Here is a 23,919-nt window from a genome sequence, read left to right as displayed (position 1 = left end):
CGGGGTTGGGCGATCAGTGCAGCAGGCCCTTCTTGCGTGCCACGTTGGCAGCCAGTGCATCCATCAATCCCGGCGACAGGCAGTCGTACGGGGTCAGCCCGAGCTCGTTGAGACGGGCGCGCACGCCGTCCATGGCAGCCGGCGGCGTGCCGGTTTCGATGATGGAGGACACGAACGCCGCAAAGCCCGGCGGCGACCAGCCCGACTGCTGCGACAACTCGGTATGGATGAAGTCCAGACCGTAAAACGCGTGTTCCTTGTCTTCGATGCGACCGAACATGTGCACACCGCAGCCGGTGCATGCATGCCGCTGGATCGCCGCAGTTTCGTCGACGACCTTGAGCTTTTCCGCATGCGCGGTCACCGTGACCTTGTCGCGCGGCACCACTGCAATCACCGAAAATGTCGCGCCTTCCGGCTTCCAGCATTTACTGCAGCCGCAGGCGTGGTTGTGCGCGGTCTGCGCAGCCACGTCCACGGTCACCTTGTCGCTGGCGCAGTGGCACGCAAGGGTTCCGCCCTGAAAACTTTCCGCACCTCCACGCGCTACACCACTGTCTACCGAAGGATGAATCGAGACGCTGGTCATCATGCCCCTCCCGGAGTATCGGGTACCACGTGCGCGGAAGCGGCCGCGCGCCGATTCTGGCCGTACGGTCAGAAATGAATCACGGTGCGGATCGACTTGCCTTCGTGCATCAGGTGGAAGGCCTCGTTGATCTCTTCCAGCGGCATGGTGTGGGTGATGAACGGGTCGAGATCGATCTCGCCCGTCATCGACTGCTCCACCATGCCCGGCAATTGGGTCCGTCCCTTGACACCGCCGAAGGCCGAGCCGCGCCACACGCGGCCGGTCACCAGCTGGAACGGACGGGTGCTGATTTCCTGGCCTGCACCGGCCACGCCGATGATGACGCTCTCGCCCCAGCCCTTGTGGCAGCACTCCAGCGCCGACCGCATCACATTGACGTTGCCGATGCACTCGAAGCTGAAGTCCACGCCGCCATCGGTCAACTCGACGATGACCTCCTGGATCGGCTTGTCGTAGTCCTTGGGGTTGATGCAGTCGGTGGCGCCCATGCTGCGCGCCAGGTCGAACTTGCCCGGGTTGGTGTCGATGGCCAGGATGCGCCCGGCCTTGGCCTGCACCGCGCCCTGGATCACCGCCAGACCGATGCCGCCCAGGCCGAACACCGCCACGCTTTCGCCCGGCTTGACCTTGGCGGTGTTGTGCACCGCACCGATGCCGGTGGTGACGCCGCAACCGAGCAGGCAGACCTTTTCCAGCGGCGCGTCCGGGTTCACCACGGCCAGCGAGATCTCCGGCACCACGGTGTACTCGCTGAAGGTGCTGCAGCCCATGTAGTGGTAGATCGGCTCGCCGTTGTAGGAGAAGCGCGTGGTGCCGTCGGGCATCAGGCCCTTGCCCTGGGTGGCGCGTACCGCCTGGCAGAGGTTGGTCTTGCCGGACAGGCAGAACTTGCACTTGCGGCATTCGGCGGTGTACAGCGGGATCACGTGATCGCCCACCTTGACGCTGGTCACGCCCTCGCCCACTTGCTCGACAATGCCGCCGCCTTCGTGGCCCAGCACGGACGGGAAGATGCCTTCCGGGTCGTCGCCAGACAGGGTGAATGCATCGGTGTGGCACACGCCGGTGTGGGTGATGCGGACCAGCACTTCGCCGGCCTTCGGCGGTGCGACGTCGATCTCGACGATTTCCAGCGGCTTGCCGGGTCCGAATGCAACTGCTGCACGGGATTTCATGTGATGGCGCTCCTGACGATGAGATTCAAGGACGGGCACGGCATGCGCCGGCCCGGTGGGAGTTCATTTGAGGTAGGACCGGACCAGCCCGAGCAACTCCTGCACCCGCTCGGCACGCTGCGCATCGGAAGCGGCGGCGTGGCCGAAGTCTTCGCGGATATGCGCTTCGAGCACCTGCGACATCAGTCCATTGACGGCACCCCGGATCGCGGCGATCTGCTGCAGGACAGGCGCACAGTCTGCTCCCGCCTCCAGCGCGCGCTCAAGGGCGTCGCATTGCCCGCGCAGGCGTCGCACGCGCGCAAGCGCCCGCTTTTTCTCCTGTGGCGAATGCGGCATGGCGCCCCCCGGCCAAATACTGGGGGGTAGTATATGGATCTGCTCGAAAAAAGCCACGCCTGCGAACACGCCTGCCCGAACAAAGCCCGGGCGGCCGCAGCCGGGACCGGGCGGCCGCCGCTACACCTTTCGCGTCAGCCATGGCGCTGCACGTCCATCCAGGCGCCTGCAGGTGATCGACGCGTTGTATCGGGGTGCTATGGATTCCGCGCGCCGGCAGCCGCCGTCGTCGCACTGCAGCACGGCACTGGCAGGCATGTGCAGGCGCGGCACGCAGTGTCAGCCCTCGTCGCGGTCCAGGCGCATGCTCTCCGACACCGGGAGTTCGATGGTGCAGCGCACCCCGTCCGGCCCCAGCACGTAGGTGGTCTCGGCCTGCAATTGGTATGGCAGCGCACGTTCGATCAACTCGCGGCCGTAGCCGGACCCTTGCGGCGCCTCGCCAGGCGCCGGCATGTGCACGCCGGTCTCGCTCCACTCGATGCGCAGGCGGGTGCCCTGGGCCGGACGCAGCAAGCGCCAACGCACCTGCAACTGTCCGCCGGCCTGTGCAAGCGCGCCGTACTTGGTGGCGTTGGTGGCCAGTTCGTGCAGGGCCAGCGCGAAGGTCTGCACGGTGCTGGAGCGCAGACGCACGCCGTCCGGGCCGTCCAGGGTGACGCGGTCGCCATGGCCGTGCGCATCAATCGCGCCCATCGCCGACAGCTCGGCCCGGATCAATTCATCGAACAGGATGCGATCGCCTTCGTTCAGGCGCGACAGCAGCCCCTGCACACGCGCCAGGGCGTCCAGGCGGTCGTTATAGATCAGCGTCAGCTCGGCGATGGTCGTGCTGCTGCGTTGCGTGCGATTGAAGACCACGCGCACCACCCCCATCAGATTGCGGGTGCGGTGCTGCAGCTCGGCCAGCAGCACCTGCTGGCGATCTTCCCACTGCCGTCGCCGGGTCACGTCCTGGCCGATCTTGAGATAGCCCAGCGGCTCGGCGCTGCCGTCGCGCAGCGGCCGCGTTGCGCCCTCGATGAACACGCGCCGGCCGTCCTTGCGTTGATGCCAGCGAACACTCGGCGCGCCGCCGGTGTAATGCGCCTGCTCGATCTCGCGCTGCGGCACGCCGGTGAGACGGTCTTCGGCCACGAAGGTCATTGCGATGTGCTGGCCGATCGCCTCCTCGGCGGTCCAGCCGAAGACCGCTTCGGCACCCGGCGGCCAGGTCTGGATATGCCCGCGCGTATCGGTGGTAAAGATTGCGTAGTCGAGCGCGCTCTCCACGATCACCCGGTAGCGCTCTTCGCTTTCGAGCAGCGCGGCCTGCGCGCGCGCACGCTCCAGCGCCGCCCAGGTGCGCTCGGCGGTCTCCTCCGCCAGGCGGATCTCGGCCGCACTCCAGTTACGCGCGGTCCGTTGATTGACCACGAAGGTGGCCACCAGCTGGCCGCCCTTGATCAGCGGCACCACGATCAGCGCGCCGATCTCGTGGCCCGCATCGGCCGGGCGCCGATCGTCGGGCGATGCAGGGTCAGCGACGGCATCGCGCACCACCCAGGTCTGCGCGTCGAGCAGCCAGGGCATCGGCCAGTCCGTCGACGCGAAGCGACGCGCATGACTGGTTTCATCGGGCTGATGCCAGTCGCGTTCAACCACGTACTGGTGCGCCCTGGCATCCACGTCCACGTAGTAGGCGCGGCCGGCGTTCAAATGCTCGCCGAGCACGCGCGCGGCCTCGGCCTGGATGGCGGCCGGATCGGGCAGCGGCCGCAAGGCGTCGGAGAGTTTCAGCAGGAAGGCATTGCGGTCCTGCACCTCGCGTAGCGCCGCCTCGGTGAGCTTGCGGTCGGTGATGTCGAGTACAAACTCGAAACCGGTGCCATCCGGCAGGCACTTGGACGCAAACAGGGCCCAGCGCCGGGTTCCGTCCTTGCACAGATATTGGCGCTCGTAAGGCGTGGCACTTCCCTTGCTCTTGAGCTCCTCGAAGGCCTGCTCGCACACGCCCCTGAATTCGGGTGGCGTCAGCGCCTGCCAGGAAAGCGTGCCCGCTTCCACGTCGGCACGGCTGTAGCCGCTCATCTTCAAGAATGTGTCGTTGGCATCGGTGAGGCGACCGCCCATGTCGAAATACGTCGCGCCGACGGTTTCGATCGTCAACGCGGTGCGGAAGCGTTCTTCGCTGGCACGCAGCCGCTCGTCGGCCCGGCGCTTGTCGGAGATGTCGCGAAAGTAGACCGACATTCCGCCATCGTTGGTGGGGTAGATGCTGACATCCACCCAGTACCCCAATGCCGGCGACACGGTTTCCAGCCTGACCACCTGGCGGGTCTGCGACGCCTGCACATAGGCCTGATACGGCAGCGACCCGATCGAGTCGGGAAATTGCTCCCACAGCAAGGTCCCGAGCAATTGATCGCGCGCGCGCCCCCACAGCAACTCGGCCTTCTGATTGATGTAGGTGAAGCGCCCGTCCGCATCGACGCCGTAGAACGCGTCGGAAATACTTTCGAGAATGTCGCGATTGCGCTCGGCAAGCGCGCCCACCTCCATCTGCACCCGGCGTTGCGCAGTGACATCCTGCAACACTGCAACGCCACCGGTGACGCGGCCGGCTTCGCGCAGCGCCACTGCGGTAATCCGCAACCAGCGCTGTGCAGCGTCATGGGGGTCGAGGAAGTCCACCGGCGCGATCGTGTCTTCGCCACGCAGCGCGCGGGCGCAGGGAAAGTCCTGGATCGCAACCGCCTGCCCTTGCTGATCGACACCGGCGCGCGGCTGCTCCAGCGGCGGCGCGCACGAGGGGACCCGTGCGGCCAGCTGGTCCCGCAGTTGTGGATTCCGGTAGGTGAAGCGACCTTGCAGATCGAACAGGCCGATCCCGATGGGGACCTGGTCGAGCACGTACGTCAGCCGCGCCTCGCTATCGCGCAGGCATTCCTCGGCCTGCTTGCGCGCCGTGACGTCGGTTCCGGCACCGAACCACTCGGTGATGCGTCCCTCCGCATCCAGTGCCGGGACCGCCTTGGTCGCCATCCACGCAATGCTGCCATCGGCGCGTCGTACCCGGTGCTCGAACACGATCGCGCTGCGCGAGCGGATTCCTGCATCGATCCTGCTGCGCACCAGCGCCTGATCCTCTGCGGGAATGTAATCCATGATCCACGAACGGCTGGTCGCCGGCGCATCGGCGGCGCGCGTGCCGGCGGTCAGCTGGTGCATCTCGTCCCAGTCCGCACTCATGCGGTAATGCACCTCGGAACTTGCCGCCGACAGCGCGGCCAGCCGCGACTCGCTGGTACGCAATGCCAGCTCGGCCCGATGGCGCTCGATGTAGTCGGCCGCCGTCCATGCGAGCAGTTCGAGCAATCTGAGTTCGTGTTCCGCGGGCCGATACGGCACGGTGAACTGGGTTCCGAGCAATCCCAGCAGGCCACCGGCACGATTGAACAACGGGGTGAACTGGGCAGCACGGATGCCGCTGCACAGCGCAGCCTCGTAATCGGGCGTTCCCTTCAACGGGGTGAAGGTTTCGATGTCCTCGATCACCAACTGCCGGCGTTCGCGCCGCACGGTGTCGCAGGTGGCCTGGAAACCGTCTTTCAGGAATTGCTGGACGAAGGCGCTGCGTTCGTCATGTCCGCGATAGACGCGCAACTCCATCTCACTGTTGTGTGCGCTGACCAGTTGCACGCAGCCGCAGTCGGTACGCGCGAAGACGCAGGCAAGCGCTGTGATGTCCTGCAGCGCGATACGGGCGTCGGCCTGTGCCGCCAGGCTGACCTGCAAGGCATGCAGGCGACGCATGCCGGCGAGTTCGTCCTGCAGTGCCGCGTTGTCCTGCCTGGTGTTGTCGGGCATGGCACTCATCGTGTCCGGCCCTGGCCTGCGCCCATCGCGATCGATCATTCGTACCGGGTGAGCCCCCACAGTGCGCACTCGATGGCGAAGGGCTTGTCAGTAGCGTGCTCGACACAGCGGGTTGTTGCCGGTGCCGCGCGTGCGGACAAGACGGCTGAAGCGAAGCCGAGGGGAATCGTTTAATTCGGCCTGCCGGCTGCCGGACCTCCGGTGCAGAGACCGCCAAGCGCGGCAAGCGTCCGCTTCGCTCGGGTTGCGCAGTGCAGCGAGCAGGGCGACTGTCGCGCGTGCGGAGTTCACCAGCTGCAGCATCGCCGCGGATAACTCGCAGCGACGGTGGGCGTGATCTCCACACCAGCAGGATCAGCCATGCCGGGGCGGCGGCCCGAAACCCTGGGCCTGCAGGCATTGCAACAGCGCTGGCGATGGCGGGCCGAGGGACGAGGCGTCAGGCGCAGCCCATGCGATGCCTTGCACGGTGGCACATGCCTGCAGCGCGGCGTCGAAGTCGGAATCATGGGGTGGCGGGCCACGACGCGCCTGTGGCGGCGCAGGCGGCGGCGGCCCGCCGGCAGGCGCGCCGCAGACACTGGCGCAGCCGCCCAGGCCGAGCACTGCCAGCAGTGCGGTGATGGCGGCTGTGGTGCGTGTCTGGACCATCGTCGATCTCCCTGGCTGGATGGCGCACATGCGCGTCCTGCACGCACATGGCACTGCGGGATGTCCCCGCTTGGTCAGGGAGAGCCTCGCATCGCGCCATGTCGTGCATTTGCCGCTGCGCGCCGCCCGCTGGCGTACGCCGCCATGCGGCGCACAAGGCCTGCAACCACGCGGGCACCGGGCGCTGCAGGCGATATGCCCGGACCGTGGTGAAGGCCAGGCCGGGCGGACGTGTCAGTTTTCGACGATTGCCGGGGCCACGCCCGCGCTGACGTCCGCCACCTCTGCGGGCAACGACGCCAGCACCGCACTGCGAAAGCGCGCTGCGAATGCGGCATTGTTGGCCTGGTAGAACGCGCGCGCATTGGCCGACAACCGATCCAGCTGCGCCTGCGGCAACGCCAGCGCGGTTTCCACCGCCTGCGCGATGCCCGCCGCATCCACGTAGTAGTACGACGCCAGACGCCGCTGGCGCACCTCGGCCACCGGGATCAGCACGCCGTGCTCGGGCCTGACCAGTTCGTTCATCGGCTCACCGTCGGTGGCCAGGGTCACCGCGCCCACGCTCAGCGCTTCCATCAGGTAATGCCCGAAGCCTTCGGCCTCGGACGGACACAGATGGAACAGATGTGCGTTCTGCAGCCGCCGCAGTTCGGCATCGTCGAGATAGCGGACGCGGTGGTCGATGTTCGGCGCCACCACCGGCTTGCCGGCGGTACGCGGGCTCTGCACCACCGTCAGCAGCGGCCACTCCGGATGCCGTTGCCAGGTCTCCAGCAGCACCTGCGTGCCCTTGGCGGTGCTGCGCCCGGCCAGGTGGAAGAACGCACGCTGACGCGGGACCTGCGCATCGTGGCGATCCGGGCTGGTGAAGCCGATGAAGCGCGTGGTGCAGCCCAGGCTGCGAAAAATCCGCTCCGCGTGATGGGTCTTGCACAGCACCGCGTCGAACTGCGGCAGCCGTGGCAGCCACTTGGGCAGCAACCATTCCGGATTGGGCACCAGCAGGTTGGTCTGGCCCAGCGGCAGGCAGCGCGCATAGACACGCTCGGAAAAGATCTGCACCGGCACCCGCCCGAACAGCGCGCGACTGGCCCACAGACGGGCTTCGCGCGCGGTGTCGTGCAGCCGCTGACTGGTGAAGCCCACTTCCTGCACCGGGATGCCGCCGGCGCGCAGCGTCTGCGCCATCAGCACCATGTCCCGGGTCAGGCCCACGCCGTTGTCGCGGCTGATCACCCGCATCATCGGAAACGCCTTGTCATGCGTACACTCGCCATTGCAGCGGCGCAGTGTCGTTTGCCCGGTTTCCTGCACGATGTTCCGTTCTGTCATGGTGCGTCACGCGTGTGCCAAAGGTTGACAAATTCAATCATTATGATGCGTGCTCCAGCCTTGCAACTGCGAGCACCATGTATCCGGTAGCCACCACCCTGCGCGGGCCAAGCTCCGCGCCACCGACGATGACCTCCATGGACATGCAACAACCCTGCGTTCTCGTGGTCGACGACGACCCGGACCTGCGCAAGCTGATCGGCGAGTTCCTCAGCGCCCACGGCTACCAGGTCGAGGTTGCCGAAAACGTGGCGGAGATGCGCAAGCGCATCGCGCAGCGCCGCCCGGACCTCATCGTACTCGACGTGATGATGCCGGGAGAAGACGGCCTGAGCGCGGCGCGGGCGCTGGCCAGCGAGCGTGGTTCACCTGCGGTCATCATGCTCAGCGCGCTGGGCAACGACACCGACCGCATCATCGGCCTGGAAGTGGGTGCCGACGATTACCTGGCCAAACCCTGCAATCCGCGCGAGCTGCTGGCGCGGGTGCGCGCCCTGCTGCGCCGCAGCCAGGCCAGCAGCGAGCAGGCCGACCAGCGCGGCAACGTCTACGAGTTTGCCGGCTGGCGGCTGGACGTGGTCCGCCGCGACCTGCGCGACCCCACCGGCATCTTCATCAATCTGTCCGATGGCGAGTTCGCGCTGCTGCGCACCTTCGTCGAGCATCCGCAGCGGGTGCTGAGCCGCGACCAGTTGCTGGACTACGCCCGTGGCCGCGACACCGACGTCTACGACCGCGCCATCGACAGCCAGATCAGCCGCCTGCGCCGCAAGATCAACGAGCGCGTGCATACCGAGTTGATCCGCACCGTGCGCAACGAGGGCTACATGCTGCTGCCGGGCGTTTCGCGTCTGTGAGCAAACCGGCACGTCGCGGGCTGTCGATCTTTGCCCGCACCTTTGTGTTGCTGGCGGTGGCGCTGCTCACCGCCCAGGCGGTCGGCATCGCGCTGCTGGTGATGCGCACCCCGGTCTACGAGCCGCCGGTGCATCCGCCGGAGGTGGTGGCGCTGCTGTCCACCCGCATGCCGGCCGGCACCCAGACCCTGACGGTGCGCGAATCGGCCCAGGCCCCGCTGCCGCCGGCAGGCCATGTGCGCGATGGGTTTGCGGAAATGCTGCTGGCCCATTGGCTGGATGTCCCCGAACAGCGCGTGCGCTTCTACCGCAGCGCCGACGATCGCCAGGGCCCGCAGCTCGGCATGGCGCGGCCGCCGCGCATGCCCGACCAGCCGCAGCGCCCCGGGGCCGCTGGCGCCGATGCCAGCCCCGCCGGCAATCGCCGCGATGCCGCGCAGCGATCGCCGCCAGCGCCAGGCGCCTGGCCGGGTGATCGTGCCCCCGGCACCCCGCCGGTCGGCAACGGGCTGGGTCCGGACGCTCCCCCCGCCGCCTGGGAAAGCGAGCGGCTGACCCCGGGCGTGCCGTTGCTGGATGGATTCACCGCCGCGCTGCAGCAGCCCGATGGCCGCTGGCGCACGGTCGAATCGCCGCCACGGCAGCTGTCGGCCGAGTTCAAGACCCACGTGGTACTGCTGTTCCTGGCCGGCCTGTTGGCCAACGTGCCGCTGGCGTGGTGGTTCTCGCGTGCGCTGTCGGCGCCGATCAAGCGCTTTGCCGAGGCCGCCGACCGGCTGGGCCGCAATCCGGATGCGGCCGCACTGCAACGCAGCGGCCCGCCGGAGATCGTGCGCGCGGCCGACTCGTTCAATGCGATGCAGGCACGCCTGAATCGCCTGATCAACGAACGCACCCACATGGTGGCGGCGATCGCGCACGACCTGCGCACGCCGCTGGCACGCCTGTCGTTCCGCCTGGATGGCCTGCAGCCGCCGTTGCGCGACAAGGCGCTGGCCGACATCGACGAGATGAAGGCGATGATTTCCGCCGCGCTGGATTTCATCCAGAACGATCGCCACCGCGGCAAGCGCGCGCCGCTGGATCTGCGCCTGCTGGTGGAGAGCGTGGTCGACAATGCCACCGACATCGGCGCCGATGCCGAACTACTGCCCGGCCCGGAAATCACCCTGGATGGCGACCCGCTGGCATTGCGTCGGGCGGTGATGAATCTGCTGGAGAACGCGCTGAAGTACGGCAAGCGCGCGCGCCTGCAACTGCAGCGCGATGGCGAGGACGGCGTGCTGTGGATCGACGACGACGGCCCCGGCATCGACCCGACCCAGCGCGACCAGTTGCTGCTGCCCTTCGTACGCGGCGAGTCCTCGCGCAATCGCGACACCGGCGGCATCGGGCTGGGCTTGTCGGTGGCGCACAGCATCGTGCTGGCGCATGGCGGCGACCTGCGCCTGGACAACCGTGCGGCAGGTGGCGGCCTACGCGTGACGGTGCGCCTGCCGTGCATGCCGGAGCGGCGCTAAAGCCGGGCGGGAATGCGGTCTTGCGCACGCGCGCTCGGCGGTACCGTCGCGCCCGGGTCCATGCCTGCCAACAACGCGCCGCGCGCCAGCCCGGGCACGGGCTACAGCTGCGGCACTCCGCAAGCGCTCAGTACGCGAACTCGCGGAACACCCGATCGATGTCGCCGTTCCATGCGCCGTGATACAGCGCCAGCTTGCGCTCGGCGGCGGTCACGCCGCTCTCGGCGATCTCGGCGATCACGTCCACAAAGCCGGTCTCGTCCTGGCCATCGGCATTCAGCCGCGCCCGCCGGCGCAGGCCCTCGCGGGCGATCTTGACCGCTTCCACGGCCAGCTCGCGCAGCGTGCCGTTGCGGAATGGCAGGCCGAGTGCCTGCCTGGGCACCCCGTCGCGCAGCGCGTGACGCTCGGCGGTGCTGAAATCCTTGACCAGATCCCAGGCCGCATCCAGCGCGGTGTCGTCGTACAGCAAGCCGACCCAGAATGCCGACAGCGCGCACAGCCGATCCCAGGGGCCGGCGTCGGCGCCGCGCATTTCCAGGTACTTCTTCAGACGCACTTCCGGGAACGCGGTGGTCATGTGATCGGACCAATCGCGCAGCGTCGGCAACGCGCCCGGCAGTGCCGGCAACCGGCCCTGCATGAAATCGCGGAAGCTCTGCCCGCTGGCGTCGACATAGACGCCGTCGCGGTAGGAAAAATACATCGGCACATCGAGCAGGTAATCGACGTAGCGCTCGTAGCCGAAGCCGTCTTCGAACACGAAATCCAGCATGCCGGTGCGATCGGCGTCGGTGTCGGTCCAGATGTGCGAGCGGTAGCTCCGGTAGCCGTTCGGCTTGCCTTCGGTGAATGGCGAATCGGCGAACAACGCGGTGGCGATCGGTTGCAGCGCCAGCGACACGCGGAACTTCTTCACCATGTCCGCTTCGGTGGCGTAATCCAGGTTGACCTGCACGGTGCAGGTGCGGGTCATCATGTCCAGGCCGAGCGAGCCGACCTTGGGCATGTAGTTCTTCATGATCTGGTAGCGGCCCTTGGGCATCCACGGCATTTGGTCGCGGCGCCACTTCGGCTGGAAACCCATGCCCAGGAACCCCAGCTGCAACTCGCCGGCCACCTGGGCCACTTCGTCCAGATGGGTGCCGGTTTCCACGCAGGTGTGATGCAGGGTTTCCACCGCCGCGCCGGAGAGCTCCAGCTGGCCGGCCGGCTCCAGCGTCACCGAGGCGCCGTCGCGCAGCAGCGCGATGGTGTGGCCGTTTTCCTGCACCGGCTCCCAGCCGAAGCGGGTCAGGCCGGTCAGCAGCGCCTGGATGCCGCGCGCGCCTTCGAACGTGGGCGCGCGCAGGTCGTCGAGCTGGAAGCCGAACTTTTCGTGCTCGGTGCCGATCCGCCAGTCAGCACTGGGCTTCTCGCCGGAGGCCAGCACCTGGACCAGTTCCGCGCGTTCGGTGATCGGCGTTTCGGCAACGTGGCTGGGACTCGACAAGGGCAGGCTCGCAGGAAAAATTTAGGGGAACGATGTGGGGATCCTCCCCTGCCACCGCAAGGCCCGCACTATAACCGCAGGGCATGGAAAGAATTGCTGCCATCGACCGGGTCTGAGATTTCCATCCATGCGCACGGCGTGGCCGACGCAGCAGCAAGCGCGACCCCACCGCCCGAGGGCAGGCGTGAGGAAGGGTGCGGCAGGCCGCAGCCGTTCACGCTGAACACGGACACCCGCAAATCCCCGCAGGCAGGATGCACGGCGTTCGATCACCCAGGCCGCGCACCCGCGATCCTGTAGCATCGCCCGGCCATGACCGTTGCGCCCACATCCACCGACGCCCTGCTCGCGCAGATGGCCAGTCTGATGCACTGCGAGCGCGCCGACGGCTACGCCTGCGTGAGCGCACGGCGCGAACACGGGGCGCGCTCGGTGGACCTGACCCAGCCGCAGTTCGCGATTGTGCTGCAGGGCCGCCAACAGGTGCGCAGCGCGACCCAGTCGCTGCAACTCGTGCCGGGCGATCTGTTCCTGGCAACGCGCCGTTGCCGGATCGATCTGATCAACACGCCCGACCCGCAGACCGGGCTCTACATGAGCGCGGTGGTACCCCTGTGCGAGGAGGCACTGGCCGCTGCGCGCGCGTTGTGGAACGAGCCGCTGCCCGAGGCCGGCGCCGACATCGCGCGGCTGCCGGCGATCGATGTCGCACTGCCGCTGCGGCAATGGCGCGATGCGCTGCAACGCGGCCTGTATACCGAAGCACGCCTGGCGCTGGCCTCACTGGTCATCCACGTGTGCCGTCGCGGCCATGGCGGCCTGCTGCTGCCGCCGGCGCCAAGCATCGCCGAGCAGGTGCGTACGCTGATCGTCGCGCAACCACAGCGGGCGTGGCGCTCGCGTGATATCGAAGACAGCCTGGGCATCAGTGGCGCCACCTTGCGCCGGCATCTGGCCGCCGAACAACGCTCGCTGCGCGAACTGATCACCGATGCGCGGCTGGCGCACGCGATGGCCCTGCTCTACAGCACGCGCTGGCCGCTCAAGACCGTGGCCGCGCGCGCCGGCTATCGCTCCACCCGCAGCTTCAGCCAGCGCTTCCAGCAGCGCTACGGACTGGACCCGGCCAGCATCGGCAATAGCCGCTAGGGCGCCAACGCGAGCGCTTGGCGCAGCGCATTGAGCGAATCGCGCAGCTCGCTGCCGCCAGCATGGCGACACCGCGGCAGTTGCCGCCTGTCCTGGAGTTGCTCATGTCTGTTTCCGTCCTGCGTACGCTGGTGCCGCTGTTACTGGCCGCAAGCGCCACGCTGGCGCACGCCGCTGCGCCCGCATCCCCCCACGCGCAGGTTCCCGGCTTCTACCTGCAGCGCATCGGCACGCTGCGCGTCACCGCGTTGTTCGACGGCCGCGTGGGGCTGACGCGTCAACAACTGTCCAATGTGGACCCGGCAGAGCGCGACCGCCTGCTTGCGCGGGGCTACGTGCCCGAAGACGCCAAGGGGCTGCAGACCGCAGTCAACGCCTACCTGATCCAGGACGGCAGCCACCTCAGCCTGGTCGATACCGGCACCGCGCAGTGCCTGGGGCCCGGGCTGGGCCAGGTGCTGGCCAACCTGCGCGCCGCCGGTGTCGACCCCGCCCAGGTCGACGATGTGCTGCTCACCCACGCGCATCCGGACCACCTGTGCGGCCTGCTCGATGCGCAGGGCACACCGGCCTTTGCCAACGCCACGGTGTGGCTGTCCGACGCCGATGCCGCGTACTGGCTTGATCCCGCCTCGGAGGCCGCTGCCGCGCCGACGCTGCAGTTCGCCTTCCCGTTGGCGCGCGCGGCCGTCGCGCCCTATCAGGCCCAGGGTCGGCTGCGCCGTTTCCAGCCGGGCAAAACCACATTGCCGGCCGGCATCACCGCCCTGGACAGCCAGGGCCACACGCCCGGCCACGTCTCCTACCGCTTCGACGGCGGCGCTGGCAGCACCCTGCTGGTGTGGGGCGATGTGTTGCACTACCACGCCGTGCAGTTTGCCCAGCCGGACGCATCGTTCGAGGCCGACAGCGATCGCACCAAGGCAATCGCCTCACGGCGTCGCCTGCTGGCGCAGGCCGCCGACGGCCGCTGGTGGGTGGCCGGCGCGCATCTGCCGTTCCCGGGCCTGGGCCATGTCCGCCACGAGGGCGCCGCGTTCGCCTGGGTGCCGACCGAGTTCGGCCCGGTGCCACAATGAAAAACGGCGAGCCCTGGCTCGCCGTTGTGGGCTGTCTGCAGGGCCAGGCGTCATCCGCCAGCCCGGCCCGGCTCACTCTGCGGCAGGCGCCGCTACGTCCAGGCCCAGCCAGCCGCCGACGATGCCGCGCAACTCGTCCACGCCCTGGCGCGACTCGCCCGAGTAGGTCTGCACGGTCACGCTGTCGCCGAAGCGCGAGGTCACTTCCTTCTTGACCTTCTGCAGGGTCTGCATCTGCTGGCCACGGCCGAGCTTGTCGGCCTTGGTCAGCAACCCATGCGCGGGCAGGCCGCGCTCGGCCGCATAGCCGAGCATCTGCAGGTCGTAATCCTTGAGCGGATGGCGGATGTCCATCACCACCACCAGCCCGCGCAAGGCCTCGCGGGTGCGGAAATAGCGGTCGATGAAGGCCTGCCAATGCGCCTGCAGGTCCTGCGGCACCTTGGCGTAGCCGTAACCGGGCAGATCCACCAGATAGCGCTCGGGCTGGATCTGGAAGAACACCAGCTGCTGGGTGCGGCCAGGGGTCTTGGACACGCGGGCCAGCGCGTTCTGGCGGGTCAGCGCATTGAGCGCGCTGGATTTCCCGGCGTTGGAGCGGCCGGCGAAGGCGACCTCGTAGCCGCCATCGTCGGGCAATTGCCGGGCGTTATGGGCGGACAGGTGGTAGCGGGCTTGTTCGATAAGGAGCGACATCTCCCTAGGATCGCACGTTCGGGGCCTGACGGTTTTGCTGCACTGTTCGTTGACCCTGGCGCAAAGGCGTGTCGATAATCGAAGCACGCCTGCCACAGCCAGCACCCAACGCGCGCGGGCCGGGTCCATACGGAGCTTTAGCTGATGCGCCATGCTCGTGTGCTAGTCCTCGCCGCCGTCGCCGTGCCGGTCATTGCCGCCGTGGCGTTTGCGCAATCGGCAGTCACGCCGATCCCCGATCCGCCGCCGGTGCGCATTGCCCCGCTGGAGGTGGACCTGTCCAAGACCACCTGGGGCGATGCCAAGGCCGGTCAGGCCAAGGCCGCCGCCTGCGCGGCCTGCCACGGCCCGGACGGCAATCCGGCGGTGGCCATGTACCCGCGCATCGCCGGCCAGACCGAGCGCTACGTGGCGCACCAGGTCGCCCTGATCGCCAGCGGCGAGCGCAATACCGGCATGTCGGCGGTGATGGTGCCGTTCGTCAAGGACCTCACCGCGCAGGACATGCGCGACCTGGGCGCCTACTTCGCCACGCAGAAATCCGCAGCCGGCGTGGCCGACGACGCGGTGGTCAACGAGGGGCCGTACCAGGGGCTGAAGTTTTACGAGGTCGGCGAGAAGCTCTACCGCGGCGGCGACATCGCGCGCGGCGTGCCGGCCTGCATGGCCTGCCATGGCCCGGCCGGCAGCGGCAATCCGGGCCCGGCGTATCCGCGCCTGGGCGGCCAGCATGCCGAGTACGTGGCGCGGCGCCTGAAGGAATACCAGGCCGGCACCACCCAGGAGCGCAACCCGGCGCTGTTCAATATCATGGCGCAGGTGGCGCACCCGCTGACCGAGCAGGAGATCCAGGCGCTGGCCAGCTATCTGCAGGGTCTGCACGACCGCGCCGACGATGCGGCCGCCGCGCAGCAACCACCCGCAGCAACGCCCGCACGCTCATGAACTGACTGCCGCAACCGCCACACCGTGTCACGACGCCGGTCCCGCGACCGGCGTCGTCGTTTCCCGCTCTCCCCTCCCCATCCCCACGGAGCCCGCATGAATCTGCTTTCCCGTCTGTCCCTGCTGCTGTTGGTGCTGCTGCCGCTGGCGGCCTGCGCCGCCGACAAGAACGCCCCACCGGTGGAAGGCGACGACTACATCGTGATCGACGGCGGCCAGCCGTACGCGCCGCTGGCCGGCAAGGTCGAAGTGACCGAAGTGTTCGGCTACACCTGCCCGCACTGCGCGCACTTCGAGCCCACCCTGGAGGCCTGGGTGGCCAAGCAGCCGTCCTATGTGCGCTTCACCCCGGTGCCGGCGGCATTCGGCGGATTCTGGGATGCGTTCGCACGCGCCTACTTCGCCGCCGACATCCTGGGCGTGGCCAAGCGCAGCCATCGCGCCATGTTCGAGGCCATCCACGAAAAGCAGACCGTGCCGACCCAGAACGTCGCCCCGGAGGAACTGGCCGCGTTCTACGCCGGCTACGGCGTGCCGCAGCAGCGCTTCATCGAGACCTACAAGAGCCAGGCGGTGGATGCCAGGCTCGATGCGGCGCGCGAATTCGCCAAGCGCAGCAAGCTCCCGGGCACCCCGGCCATCATCATCAACGGGCGCTACCTGATCGGCGCGCGCAATTACCCGGACATGCTGCGCGTGGCCGATTACCTGATCGCCCGCGAACACGCCGCGCCTGCCAAGCGCTGAACCGCGTAACCGCCACCAACGGCCGCCCGTGGCATCATGCGCCCCGCGGCCGTCCGGCCCTTTCCTCGCCCCACGCTGGAGATCCAATCCGATGAAGACCCGCTTCGCCCTGACGCTGATGGCGCTGCTGCCGATCCTGGTCGCCTGCAAGGCCCAGGACGGCTCGTCCGATACCGCACCTGCCGCCACCACGCCGGCCGCCGAGACGGCACCTGCTCCGGCCGCTGCCACGCCGGCCGCCGACCCCGCCGCGCCGCCTGCCGTAGGCGAGAGCGCCAGCACCGCGCCGGCCGCCGCGCCCAGCGCCGCACCGCGCGCACCCAACGGCCCCGAGCCGGTCGCCGGCACCGACTATCTTGATATCGAAGGCGGCCAGCCCTACCAGCAGGCTGCCGGCAAGATCGAAGTGGCCGAAGTCTTCGGCTATGTCTGCCCCGCCTGCAACGCGTTCCAGCCGCTGATCGGGCCGTGGAAGGCCGGCCTGCCGTCGGACGTGCATTTCGTCTACGTGCCGGCGATGTTCGGCGGCCCGTGGGACGACTACGGCCGTGCGTTCTACGCCGCCGAAACCCTGGGCGTGCAGGAGAAGACCCACGAAGCGCTGTACAAGGCCATCCACACCGAGCAGACCCTCAAGGGCGAGCGCGGCAAGGATTCGGTGCAGGACATCGCCGCGTTCTACGCCAAGTACGGCGTGGACCAGAAAACCTTCATCGACACCATGAGCAGCTTCGGCGTGTCGGCCAAGACCAACCGTGCCAAGCAGTTCGCCACCCGCAGCAAGCTCACTGGCACCCCGTCGCTGATCGTCAACGGCAAGTACCTGGTCAAGGGCCAGAGCTTCCCGGACATGCTGCGCATCGCCGATCACCTGATCGCGCGCGAACGCGCCACGCTGGCCAAGTGATCCTGTCGATCGCAGCCCTGTGAACGCTTCGGATTCGCGCACCCTGCGGGTGCTGACGGCCAATATCCAGGCCGGCTCCAGCACCCGCCGGTACAGCGACTACGTCACGCGCAGCTGGTCGCATGCGTTGCCGCTGGGCAGCAAGCGCACCAGCCTGGACAGCATCGCCAAGCTGGCCGGCGAGCGCGACATCGTCGGCCTGCAGGAGGCCGACCCGGGCAGCCTGCGCTCGGGCTTCACCAACCAGACCCACTATCTGGCCGAGCGCGCCGGCTTCCATTACTGGAGCCACCAGCCCAACCGCCGCATGGGCGGGGTCGCCTCCAGCGCCAACGGCTTGCTGAGCAAGCTGGAACCGCTGGAAGTGCAGGACCATGCCCTGCCCGGCCGGATCGGCGGGCGCGGCATCCTGCTGGCCAAGTTCGGGCAGGGCCGCGAAGGCCTGGCGGTGGCAGTGGCGCACCTGTCGCTGGGCGCCAATTCGCGCATGGCGCAGCTGGCCTTCATCGCCGAGTTGTTGTCCGAGCATCCCAACGCGATGTTGATGGGCGATTTCAACTGCATGGCCGACCGGCCGGAAATGCAGGCGCTGTATCGGCATACGCGCTTGCAACCGCCCAGCTGCGAGGTGCATACGTTTCCGAGCTGGCGTCCGGACCGGGCGATCGACCATATCCTGGTCAGCGACAGCCTGACGATCGAACATATCGAAGCGATTCCCGCAGCGTTCTCCGACCATCTTGCGGTCGGCATGGATATCCGCGTGCCGCTGCACCTGCTGCGCTGACAGCCACGCAAAGTGGCTACGGGTTCGCACTGGCGGACTCGACCGATGACACCCCCTCGACGCCGCCTGTGCGATAACGCAGGCGGTTTTTCGTTGGGAGCACAGCACGTGATACGCATCTTATGAGTGTGTCGGCATGAGTGCGGTAGCGCCGCAGCCCTTGCCGGTGCGCACCCTGCGCCCGGTGTTCGTGCTGGCGGCAACCGTGGTCTGCACGTTTGCGTTGCTGGTGTCGTTGTTTCCGCTGGATGCAGGCCGTGTGCTGCTGGACGCGCAGACCTGGGCCTCGCGCAATGTCGGCTGGTACTACCTGCTGGCGATGACGGTGTATCTGGTGTTCGTGCTCGGCGTGGCCTTGTCCAGCTACGGCAACATCAAGCTCGGCGCCGATCACGACGAGCCGGAATTCAGCTATCTCTCCTGGGCCGGCATGCTGTTCGCTGCGGGCATCAGCATCACGCTGTTCTTCTTCTGCGTCTCCGAACCGCTCACCCATTACCTGCAACCGCCGCAAGGCGGCACCGGCAACGGCGAGGCGGCCGCGCGTCAGGCAATGCAGTTGCTGTTCCTGCACTGGGGCCTGCACGGCTGGGGCGTGTTCGCGCTGGCAGCGATGGCGCTGGCGTATTTCGCGTTCCGGCACAATTTGCCACTGGCCTTGCGTTCGGCGCTGTATCCGCTGATCGGCAAGCGCATCAACGGGCCGATCGGCTACACCGTGGATGCACTGGGCATCGTGGCCACCGTGTTCGGCCTGGGCGCAGACATGGGCTTTGGCGTGCTGCATCTCAACGCCGGCCTGAGCACCTTGATGGAGGTGCCGCACGCCCATTGGGTGCAGGTGGCGCTGATCGTGGCGATGATGGGTGCGGCGATCGTGGTGGCGGTGTCCGGCGTGGAAAAAGGCGTGCGCTGGATGTCGGACATCAACATGCTGCTGGCGATCGCGCTGCTGCTGTTCATGCTGTTCGCCGGCCCCACGCAGTACCTGCTCAACGCGCTGATGCAGAATCTGGGCGACTACCTTGGCAGTGTGGTCAACAAGAGTTTCGATGTGTACGCCTACGGCGGCCGCAGCGACTGGCTCGGCAACTGGACGGTGTTCTACTGGGCATGGTGGATCGGCTGGGCACCGTTCGTGGGCCTGTTCATCGCACGCATTTCGCGCGGCCGCACCATTCGCGAATTCGTGCTCGGCGTGCTGCTGATCCCGCTCGGCTTCACCCTGGCGTGGCTGTCGATCTTCGGCAACAGCGCGCTGGACCAGTTGCTGCATCACGGCCAGGGTGCGCTGGCGCAACAGGCCATCGCTGCACCGGAGACGGTGTTGTACGCGCTGCTGCAGGGCTACCCGTGGAGCCGCACGGTTATCACGGTGACGGTGGCGATCAGCTTCGTGTTCTTCGTGACCTCTGCCGATTCGGGCACGGTTGTGTTGTCCACGCTGTCCTCCCACGGCGGCGAACCACACGACGATGGCCCGCGCTGGCTGCGCGTGTTCTGGGGCGTGCTCACCGCGGTGGTGACCGGCGGCCTGTTGCTGGCCGGCAGCATGGACGCGCTGAAATCGGCCGTGGTGCTGGCCTCGCTGCCGTTCTCCGCGGTGCTGCTGCTGATGGCCTGGGGCCTGTCGCGCGCGCTCAGCCAGGAATCGCAGCGCAAGCGTGCGCAGCTCTACAGCCCCAGCCCGCTGATCGGGCAATCGCGGCACCACCGCGGCTGGCGTCAGCGCCTGGGCCAGGCGATGCACTTCCCGGCGCGCGATGAGGTCTATCGTTTCATGCACGACCAGGTGCGCCCGGCGATCGAAGCGGTCACCGCGCAGCTGCAGGAAGAAGGCTGGCAGGTCAGCAGCCGGCTCGACGACGACGACATGGAGATCAGCGTCGACCACGGCGAGCAGCAGGACTTCCGCTACCAGGTGGTGATGCGCGGCTACCTGACACCGTCATTTGCCGCGCAGCGCCTGCGCAACCAACGCTATTACCGCGCCGAAGTGTATCTGTACGAAGGCAGCCAGGATTACGACCTGGTCGGTTACAGCCGCGAACAGATCATCAACGACATCATCGATCAATACGAGCGTCACCTGCAGTTCCTGCATCTCACGCGCTGAGGTGCCGCCGCTGCCGCGTGCGCCCCACAGGAGGTTTGCCATGCCACGTTTCCCCGACCAGTTGCTGTATATCGGCGGCCGCTATGTTCCCGCCCGCGGTGGCCACACCTTCGAGGTGGTCAATCCCGCCACCGGCGAGGTGCTGGCCAATGTGCACAATGCCGGCGCCGACGACCTGGATGCTGCCATCGACAGCGCCAAGGCCGGCCAGCAGCAATGGGCGGCACTGACCACGGTGGAACGCTCGCGCATCCTGCTGCGTGCAGTGGCGCTGCTGCGCGAGCGCAACGACGCGCTGGCCGAGCTGGAAACGCTCAACACCGGCAAGCCGCTGAGCGAGACCCGCAGCGTGGACATCGTCACCGGCGCGGACGTGCTGGAGTACTACGCCGGCGTGGCGCAGGCGCTGCAAGGCGCACAGGTGCCGTTGCGCGAAGGCAGCTTCTTCTACACGCGGCACGAGCCGCTGGGCGTGGTCGGCGCGATCGGCGCATGGAATTACCCGATCCAGATCGCACTGTGGAAAGCCGCGCCCGCGCTGGCGGCCGGCAATGCGATGATCTTCAAACCCAGCGAGGTGACCCCGCTCACCGCGCTCAAGCTGGCCGAACTGTTCACCGAGGCCGGCCTGCCCGATGGCGTGTTCAACGTGCTGCCCGGCGACGGCGCCAGCGTGGGCACCGCGCTCACCGAGCATCCGCAGATCGAAAAGATCAGCTTCACCGGCGGCACCGCGACCGGACGCAAGGTGATGGCCAGTGCCTCGAGTTCGTCGCTGAAAGACGTGACCATGGAACTGGGCGGCAAGTCGCCGTTGATCGTCTGCGCCGACGCGGACCTGGATCTGGCCGCCGACATCGCGATGATGGCCAACTTCTACAGCTCCGGGCAGGTGTGCACCAACGGCACGCGCGTGTTCGTGCCGCGCGCGCTGCGCACCGCCTTCGAGGCGCGGCTGCTGGCACGCGTGCAACGCATCCACATTGGCGACCCGCTGGACGAACGCACCACCTTCGGCCCGATGGTCAGCGCCGCGCACATGCAGCGCGTGCTCGACTACATCGAACAGGGCAAGGCCGAGGGCGCACGCCTGCTGTGCGGCGGCGAACGTCTGCGCGACGGCGCATTGGCGCAAGGCTGCTATGTCGCACCGACCATCTTCAGCGATTGCACCGACGTGATGACCATCGTGCGCGAGGAGATCTTCGGGCCGGTACTGAGCCTGCTCACCTACGACGACGAAGACGAAGCGATCGCACGCGCCAATGCCACCACCTACGGCCTGGCCGCGGGCGTGGTGACGCCGGACCTGGCGCGCGCGCATCGCCTGATCCATCGCCTGCAAGCGGGCATCTGCTGGATCAACACCTGGGGCGAATCGCCGGCACCGATGCCGGTGGGCGGCTACAAGCAATCCGGCGTGGGCCGCGAAAACGGCCTGGCGACGCTGCAGGCCTATACCCGCACCAAATCCATCCAGGTCGAACTGGAACGCTACGCGTCGGTGTTCTGACGGGCCGACACCACCTGGCAGGCAGCCGCCAGCGGCACCGCGCCATGCGCCATGCGCCAGCCGCAACCTGCGGATCGCGCTGCCGGCTTGAACGCTGCCGTTTCGAACAGCGGCCGCCGGTCCACCGCGCAATCGTTTTGAAAGCCGCTTCACACCGGCACCGCAACAAGGAGAACCCCATGCAACGCGAATACGACTACATCATCATCGGCGCCGGCTCGGCAGGCAACGTGCTGGCTGCGCGCCTGACCGAGGATCCGGGCGTCAGCGTGTTGCTGCTGGAAGCGGGCGGTCCGGATTACCGGCTGGACTTCCGCACCCAGATGCCGGCGGCGTTGGCCTTCCCGTTGCAGGGCCGCCGCTACAACTGGGCCTACGAGACCGAACCGGAGCCGCATATGGACAACCGGCGCATGGAATGCGGGCGCGGCAAGGGTCTGGGCGGCTCATCGTTGATCAACGGCATGTGCTACATCCGCGGCAACGCGCTGGACTTCGACCACTGGGCCAGGCGCCCGGGCCTGGAGGACTGGAGCTACCGCGATGTGCTGCCGTACTTCCGCAAGGCCGAAACACGCGACATCGGCGCCAACGCGTATCACGGCGGCGAAGGCCCGGTCAGCGTGGCCACGCCGAAGAACGACAACAACGTGCTGTTCCACGCCATGGTCGATGCCGGCGTGCAGGCCGGTTACCCGCGCACCGACGATCTCAATGGCTATCAGCAGGAAGGCTTCGGGCCGATGGACCGCACGGTGACGCCGCAGGGGCGCCGTGCCAGCACGGCGCGCGGCTATCTGGACATGGCGCGCCCGCGCGAGGGCCTGCACATCGTCACCCATGCCACCACCGACCGCATCCTGTTTGCCGGCAAGCGCGCAATCGGCGTGCACTACCTGGTCGGCAACAGCAGCGAAGGCGTCGACGCACATGCGCGCCGCGAAGTGCTGGTGTGTGCCGGAGCAATTGCCTCGCCGCAGCTGCTGCAGCGCTCCGGCGTCGGCGCGCCGGATCTGCTGCGCGCACTCGATGTGCAACTGGTGCACGACCTGCCGGGCGTCGGCCAGAACCTGCAGGATCATCTGGAGGTCTACATCCAGTACGCCTGCACCAAGCCGGTGTCGCTGTATCCGGCATTGCAATGGTGGAACCAGCCGGCCATCGGTGCGCAGTGGCTGTTCGCCGGCACCGGCACCGGTGCCAGCAATCAATTCGAAGCCGGCGGTTTCATCCGCACGCGCGAGGAATTCGACTGGCCCAATATCCAGTACCACTTCCTCCCCGTCGCGATCAATTACAACGGCAGCAATGCGGTGAAGGAACACGGGTTCCAGGCGCATGTAGGCTCGATGCGCACCCCCAGCCGCGGGCGCGTGCATGCCAAGTCGCGCGACCCGCGCCAGCATCCGTCGATCCTGTTCAACTACCAATCCACCGATCAGGACTGGCAGGAATTTCGCGATGCGATCCGCATCACCCGCGAGATCATCGCCCAGCCCGCACTGGATGCCTACCGCGGCCGCGAAATCAGCCCGAGCGCAGACTGCAAGACCGATGCCGCGCTGGACGCCTTCGTGCGCGCGCGCGCAGAGACGGCGTATCACCCGTCCTGCTCCTGTGCGATGGGCAGCGATGACATGGCGGTGGTCGATGGACAGGGCCGCGTGCACGGTATGGAAGGCCTGCGCGTGATCGATGCATCGATCATGCCGCGCATCATCACCGGCAACCTCAATGCCACCACCATCATGATCGCCGAGAAGATCGCCGACCGCATGCGTGGCCGCACGCCGCTGCCGCGCAGCACGGCCGACTACTACGTGGCCGGCGATGCGCCCGTGCGCGGGTGAGGCTAGAAAACGCGGTGTGCCGCCCCGGGTCGAGTGCGCGGTGCCCTCACCAGAAAGTTGGTCGGCGCTTGTTCGAAAAGCTGTCTGTGGTGCGGTGTGCATCACGTGGAGCCGATGCTTCATGACCGAACGAGGCGCATCAGCACCGCTCTTACCCTGCAGACCGACTATCTCGACTGGTCCTTGCCCGCCCACCGTCGCGGGACCTTACGCGGCATGGATGCCGCGTAAGAGCCTACACGGACGTACTCACGGCGTGTCCCGCGAGGGTGGGCGGGCAAGGACCAGTCGAGATGGTCGGTCTGCATGGT

Annotated in this window: 19 protein-coding genes; 11 read left to right on the top strand and 8 right to left on the bottom strand. The window is 67.6% G+C overall.

The genetic code is table 11. The features are described 5' to 3' along the window. Positions 1 to 13: 13 nt before the first annotated feature. The 6 genes from gfa to EO174_RS16965 form a co-directional block, all read right to left on the bottom strand. Complete coding sequence (gfa, locus tag EO174_RS16990; protein WP_104586020.1) at positions 14 to 589, bottom strand: S-(hydroxymethyl)glutathione synthase; 576 nt, start codon at positions 587 to 589, stop codon at positions 14 to 16. Between the two features lie 68 nt (positions 590 to 657). Continuing rightward, positions 658 to 1,767 (bottom strand): S-(hydroxymethyl)glutathione dehydrogenase/class III alcohol dehydrogenase, encoded by a 1,110-nt coding sequence (locus EO174_RS16985; RefSeq protein WP_104585998.1) that lies wholly within the window; start codon positions 1,765 to 1,767, stop codon positions 658 to 660. Between the two features lie 63 nt (positions 1,768 to 1,830). Further along, positions 1,831 to 2,106 carry a formaldehyde-responsive transcriptional repressor FrmR gene (gene frmR / locus EO174_RS16980; RefSeq protein WP_016902624.1) on the bottom strand — a complete coding sequence of 92 codons (276 nt, stop codon included), beginning with the start codon at positions 2,104 to 2,106 and terminating at the stop codon, positions 1,831 to 1,833. 279 nt (positions 2,107 to 2,385) lie between these two features. After that, on the bottom strand, positions 2,386 to 5,955 hold the full coding sequence (locus EO174_RS16975; RefSeq protein ID WP_241240037.1) for a PAS domain S-box protein: 3,570 nt from the start codon (positions 5,953 to 5,955) through the stop codon (positions 2,386 to 2,388). Between the two features lie 363 nt (positions 5,956 to 6,318). Then, positions 6,319 to 6,615 (bottom strand): hypothetical protein, encoded by a 297-nt coding sequence (locus EO174_RS16970; protein WP_126946117.1) that lies wholly within the window; start codon positions 6,613 to 6,615, stop codon positions 6,319 to 6,321. Between the two features lie 234 nt (positions 6,616 to 6,849). Next, on the bottom strand, positions 6,850 to 7,950 hold the full coding sequence (locus EO174_RS16965; RefSeq protein WP_126946114.1) for a glycosyltransferase: 1,101 nt from the start codon (positions 7,948 to 7,950) through the stop codon (positions 6,850 to 6,852). A 137-nt stretch (positions 7,951 to 8,087) separates the two neighbouring features. Here EO174_RS16965 and EO174_RS16960 point away from each other — a divergent pair, with 137 nt between their 5' ends. Further along, positions 8,088 to 8,807: a response regulator transcription factor gene (locus EO174_RS16960; RefSeq protein WP_104649706.1), complete on the top strand. Its 720-nt coding sequence runs from the start codon at positions 8,088 to 8,090 to the stop codon at positions 8,805 to 8,807. Then, positions 8,804 to 10,327, top strand: coding sequence for an ATP-binding protein (locus tag EO174_RS16955; protein WP_104586008.1), 1,524 nt, complete (start codon positions 8,804 to 8,806; stop codon positions 10,325 to 10,327). The genes EO174_RS16960 and EO174_RS16955 overlap by 4 nt, the downstream gene beginning before the upstream one ends. A 127-nt stretch (positions 10,328 to 10,454) precedes the next feature. Here EO174_RS16955 and EO174_RS16950 read toward each other — a convergent pair whose 3' ends face one another. Next, positions 10,455 to 11,819 carry a glutamate--cysteine ligase gene (locus EO174_RS16950; protein ID WP_126946111.1) on the bottom strand — a complete coding sequence of 455 codons (1,365 nt, stop codon included), beginning with the start codon at positions 11,817 to 11,819 and terminating at the stop codon, positions 10,455 to 10,457. A gap of 312 nt (positions 11,820 to 12,131) precedes the next feature. Between EO174_RS16950 and EO174_RS16940 the strand changes: the two genes are divergently transcribed. Together EO174_RS16940 and EO174_RS16935 are read left to right on the top strand one after the other, a co-directional pair. Next, complete coding sequence (locus tag EO174_RS16940; protein ID WP_126946108.1) at positions 12,132 to 12,968, top strand: helix-turn-helix transcriptional regulator; 837 nt, start codon at positions 12,132 to 12,134, stop codon at positions 12,966 to 12,968. A 104-nt stretch (positions 12,969 to 13,072) separates the two neighbouring features. Then, a complete protein-coding gene (locus tag EO174_RS16935) occupies positions 13,073 to 14,047 on the top strand; it encodes an MBL fold metallo-hydrolase (protein WP_126946105.1) in 975 nt (324 codons plus the stop codon). A gap of 72 nt (positions 14,048 to 14,119) precedes the next feature. Here EO174_RS16935 and yihA read toward each other — a convergent pair whose 3' ends face one another. Continuing rightward, positions 14,120 to 14,743, bottom strand: a complete 624-nt coding sequence (yihA, locus tag EO174_RS16930) for a ribosome biogenesis GTP-binding protein YihA/YsxC (RefSeq protein ID WP_024939454.1) — start codon at positions 14,741 to 14,743, stop codon at positions 14,120 to 14,122. A gap of 144 nt (positions 14,744 to 14,887) precedes the next feature. Between yihA and EO174_RS16925 the strand changes: the two genes are divergently transcribed. From EO174_RS16925 to betA, 7 genes are all read left to right on the top strand, one after another. Beyond that, a complete protein-coding gene (locus EO174_RS16925) occupies positions 14,888 to 15,688 on the top strand; it encodes a c-type cytochrome (protein ID WP_164739813.1) in 801 nt (266 codons plus the stop codon). A gap of 96 nt (positions 15,689 to 15,784) precedes the next feature. After that, the gene (locus EO174_RS16920) at positions 15,785 to 16,435 is read left to right on the top strand and encodes a thiol:disulfide interchange protein DsbA/DsbL (RefSeq protein ID WP_104586010.1); all 651 of its coding nucleotides are present in this window, start codon (positions 15,785 to 15,787) and stop codon (positions 16,433 to 16,435) included. Positions 16,436 to 16,526: 91 nt separating this feature from the next. Continuing rightward, positions 16,527 to 17,342: a thiol:disulfide interchange protein DsbA/DsbL gene (locus EO174_RS16915; RefSeq protein ID WP_126946102.1), complete on the top strand. Its 816-nt coding sequence runs from the start codon at positions 16,527 to 16,529 to the stop codon at positions 17,340 to 17,342. Between the two features lie 49 nt (positions 17,343 to 17,391). After that, the gene (locus EO174_RS16910) at positions 17,392 to 18,129 is read left to right on the top strand and encodes an endonuclease/exonuclease/phosphatase family protein (protein ID WP_104533297.1); all 738 of its coding nucleotides are present in this window, start codon (positions 17,392 to 17,394) and stop codon (positions 18,127 to 18,129) included. Positions 18,130 to 18,265: 136 nt separating this feature from the next. After that, positions 18,266 to 20,245: a choline BCCT transporter BetT gene (gene betT / locus EO174_RS16905; RefSeq protein ID WP_104649710.1), complete on the top strand. Its 1,980-nt coding sequence runs from the start codon at positions 18,266 to 18,268 to the stop codon at positions 20,243 to 20,245. 40 nt (positions 20,246 to 20,285) lie between these two features. Beyond that, entirely contained in the window at positions 20,286 to 21,758 is a 1,473-nt protein-coding gene (betB, locus tag EO174_RS16900; protein WP_126946099.1) for a betaine-aldehyde dehydrogenase, read from the top strand. A gap of 179 nt (positions 21,759 to 21,937) precedes the next feature. Continuing rightward, entirely contained in the window at positions 21,938 to 23,608 is a 1,671-nt protein-coding gene (betA, locus tag EO174_RS16895; RefSeq protein ID WP_126946096.1) for a choline dehydrogenase, read from the top strand. Positions 23,609 to 23,919 lie beyond the last annotated feature (311 nt).

It is taken from the genome of Xanthomonas sp. BRIP62418 (assembly GCF_003993495.1).
Taxonomy (GTDB): Bacteria; Pseudomonadota; Gammaproteobacteria; order Xanthomonadales; family Xanthomonadaceae; genus Xanthomonas; species Xanthomonas euroxanthea.
Note: the sequence above shows the minus strand (reverse complement) of the source record. Positions and strands in the feature narration are given on the sequence as shown.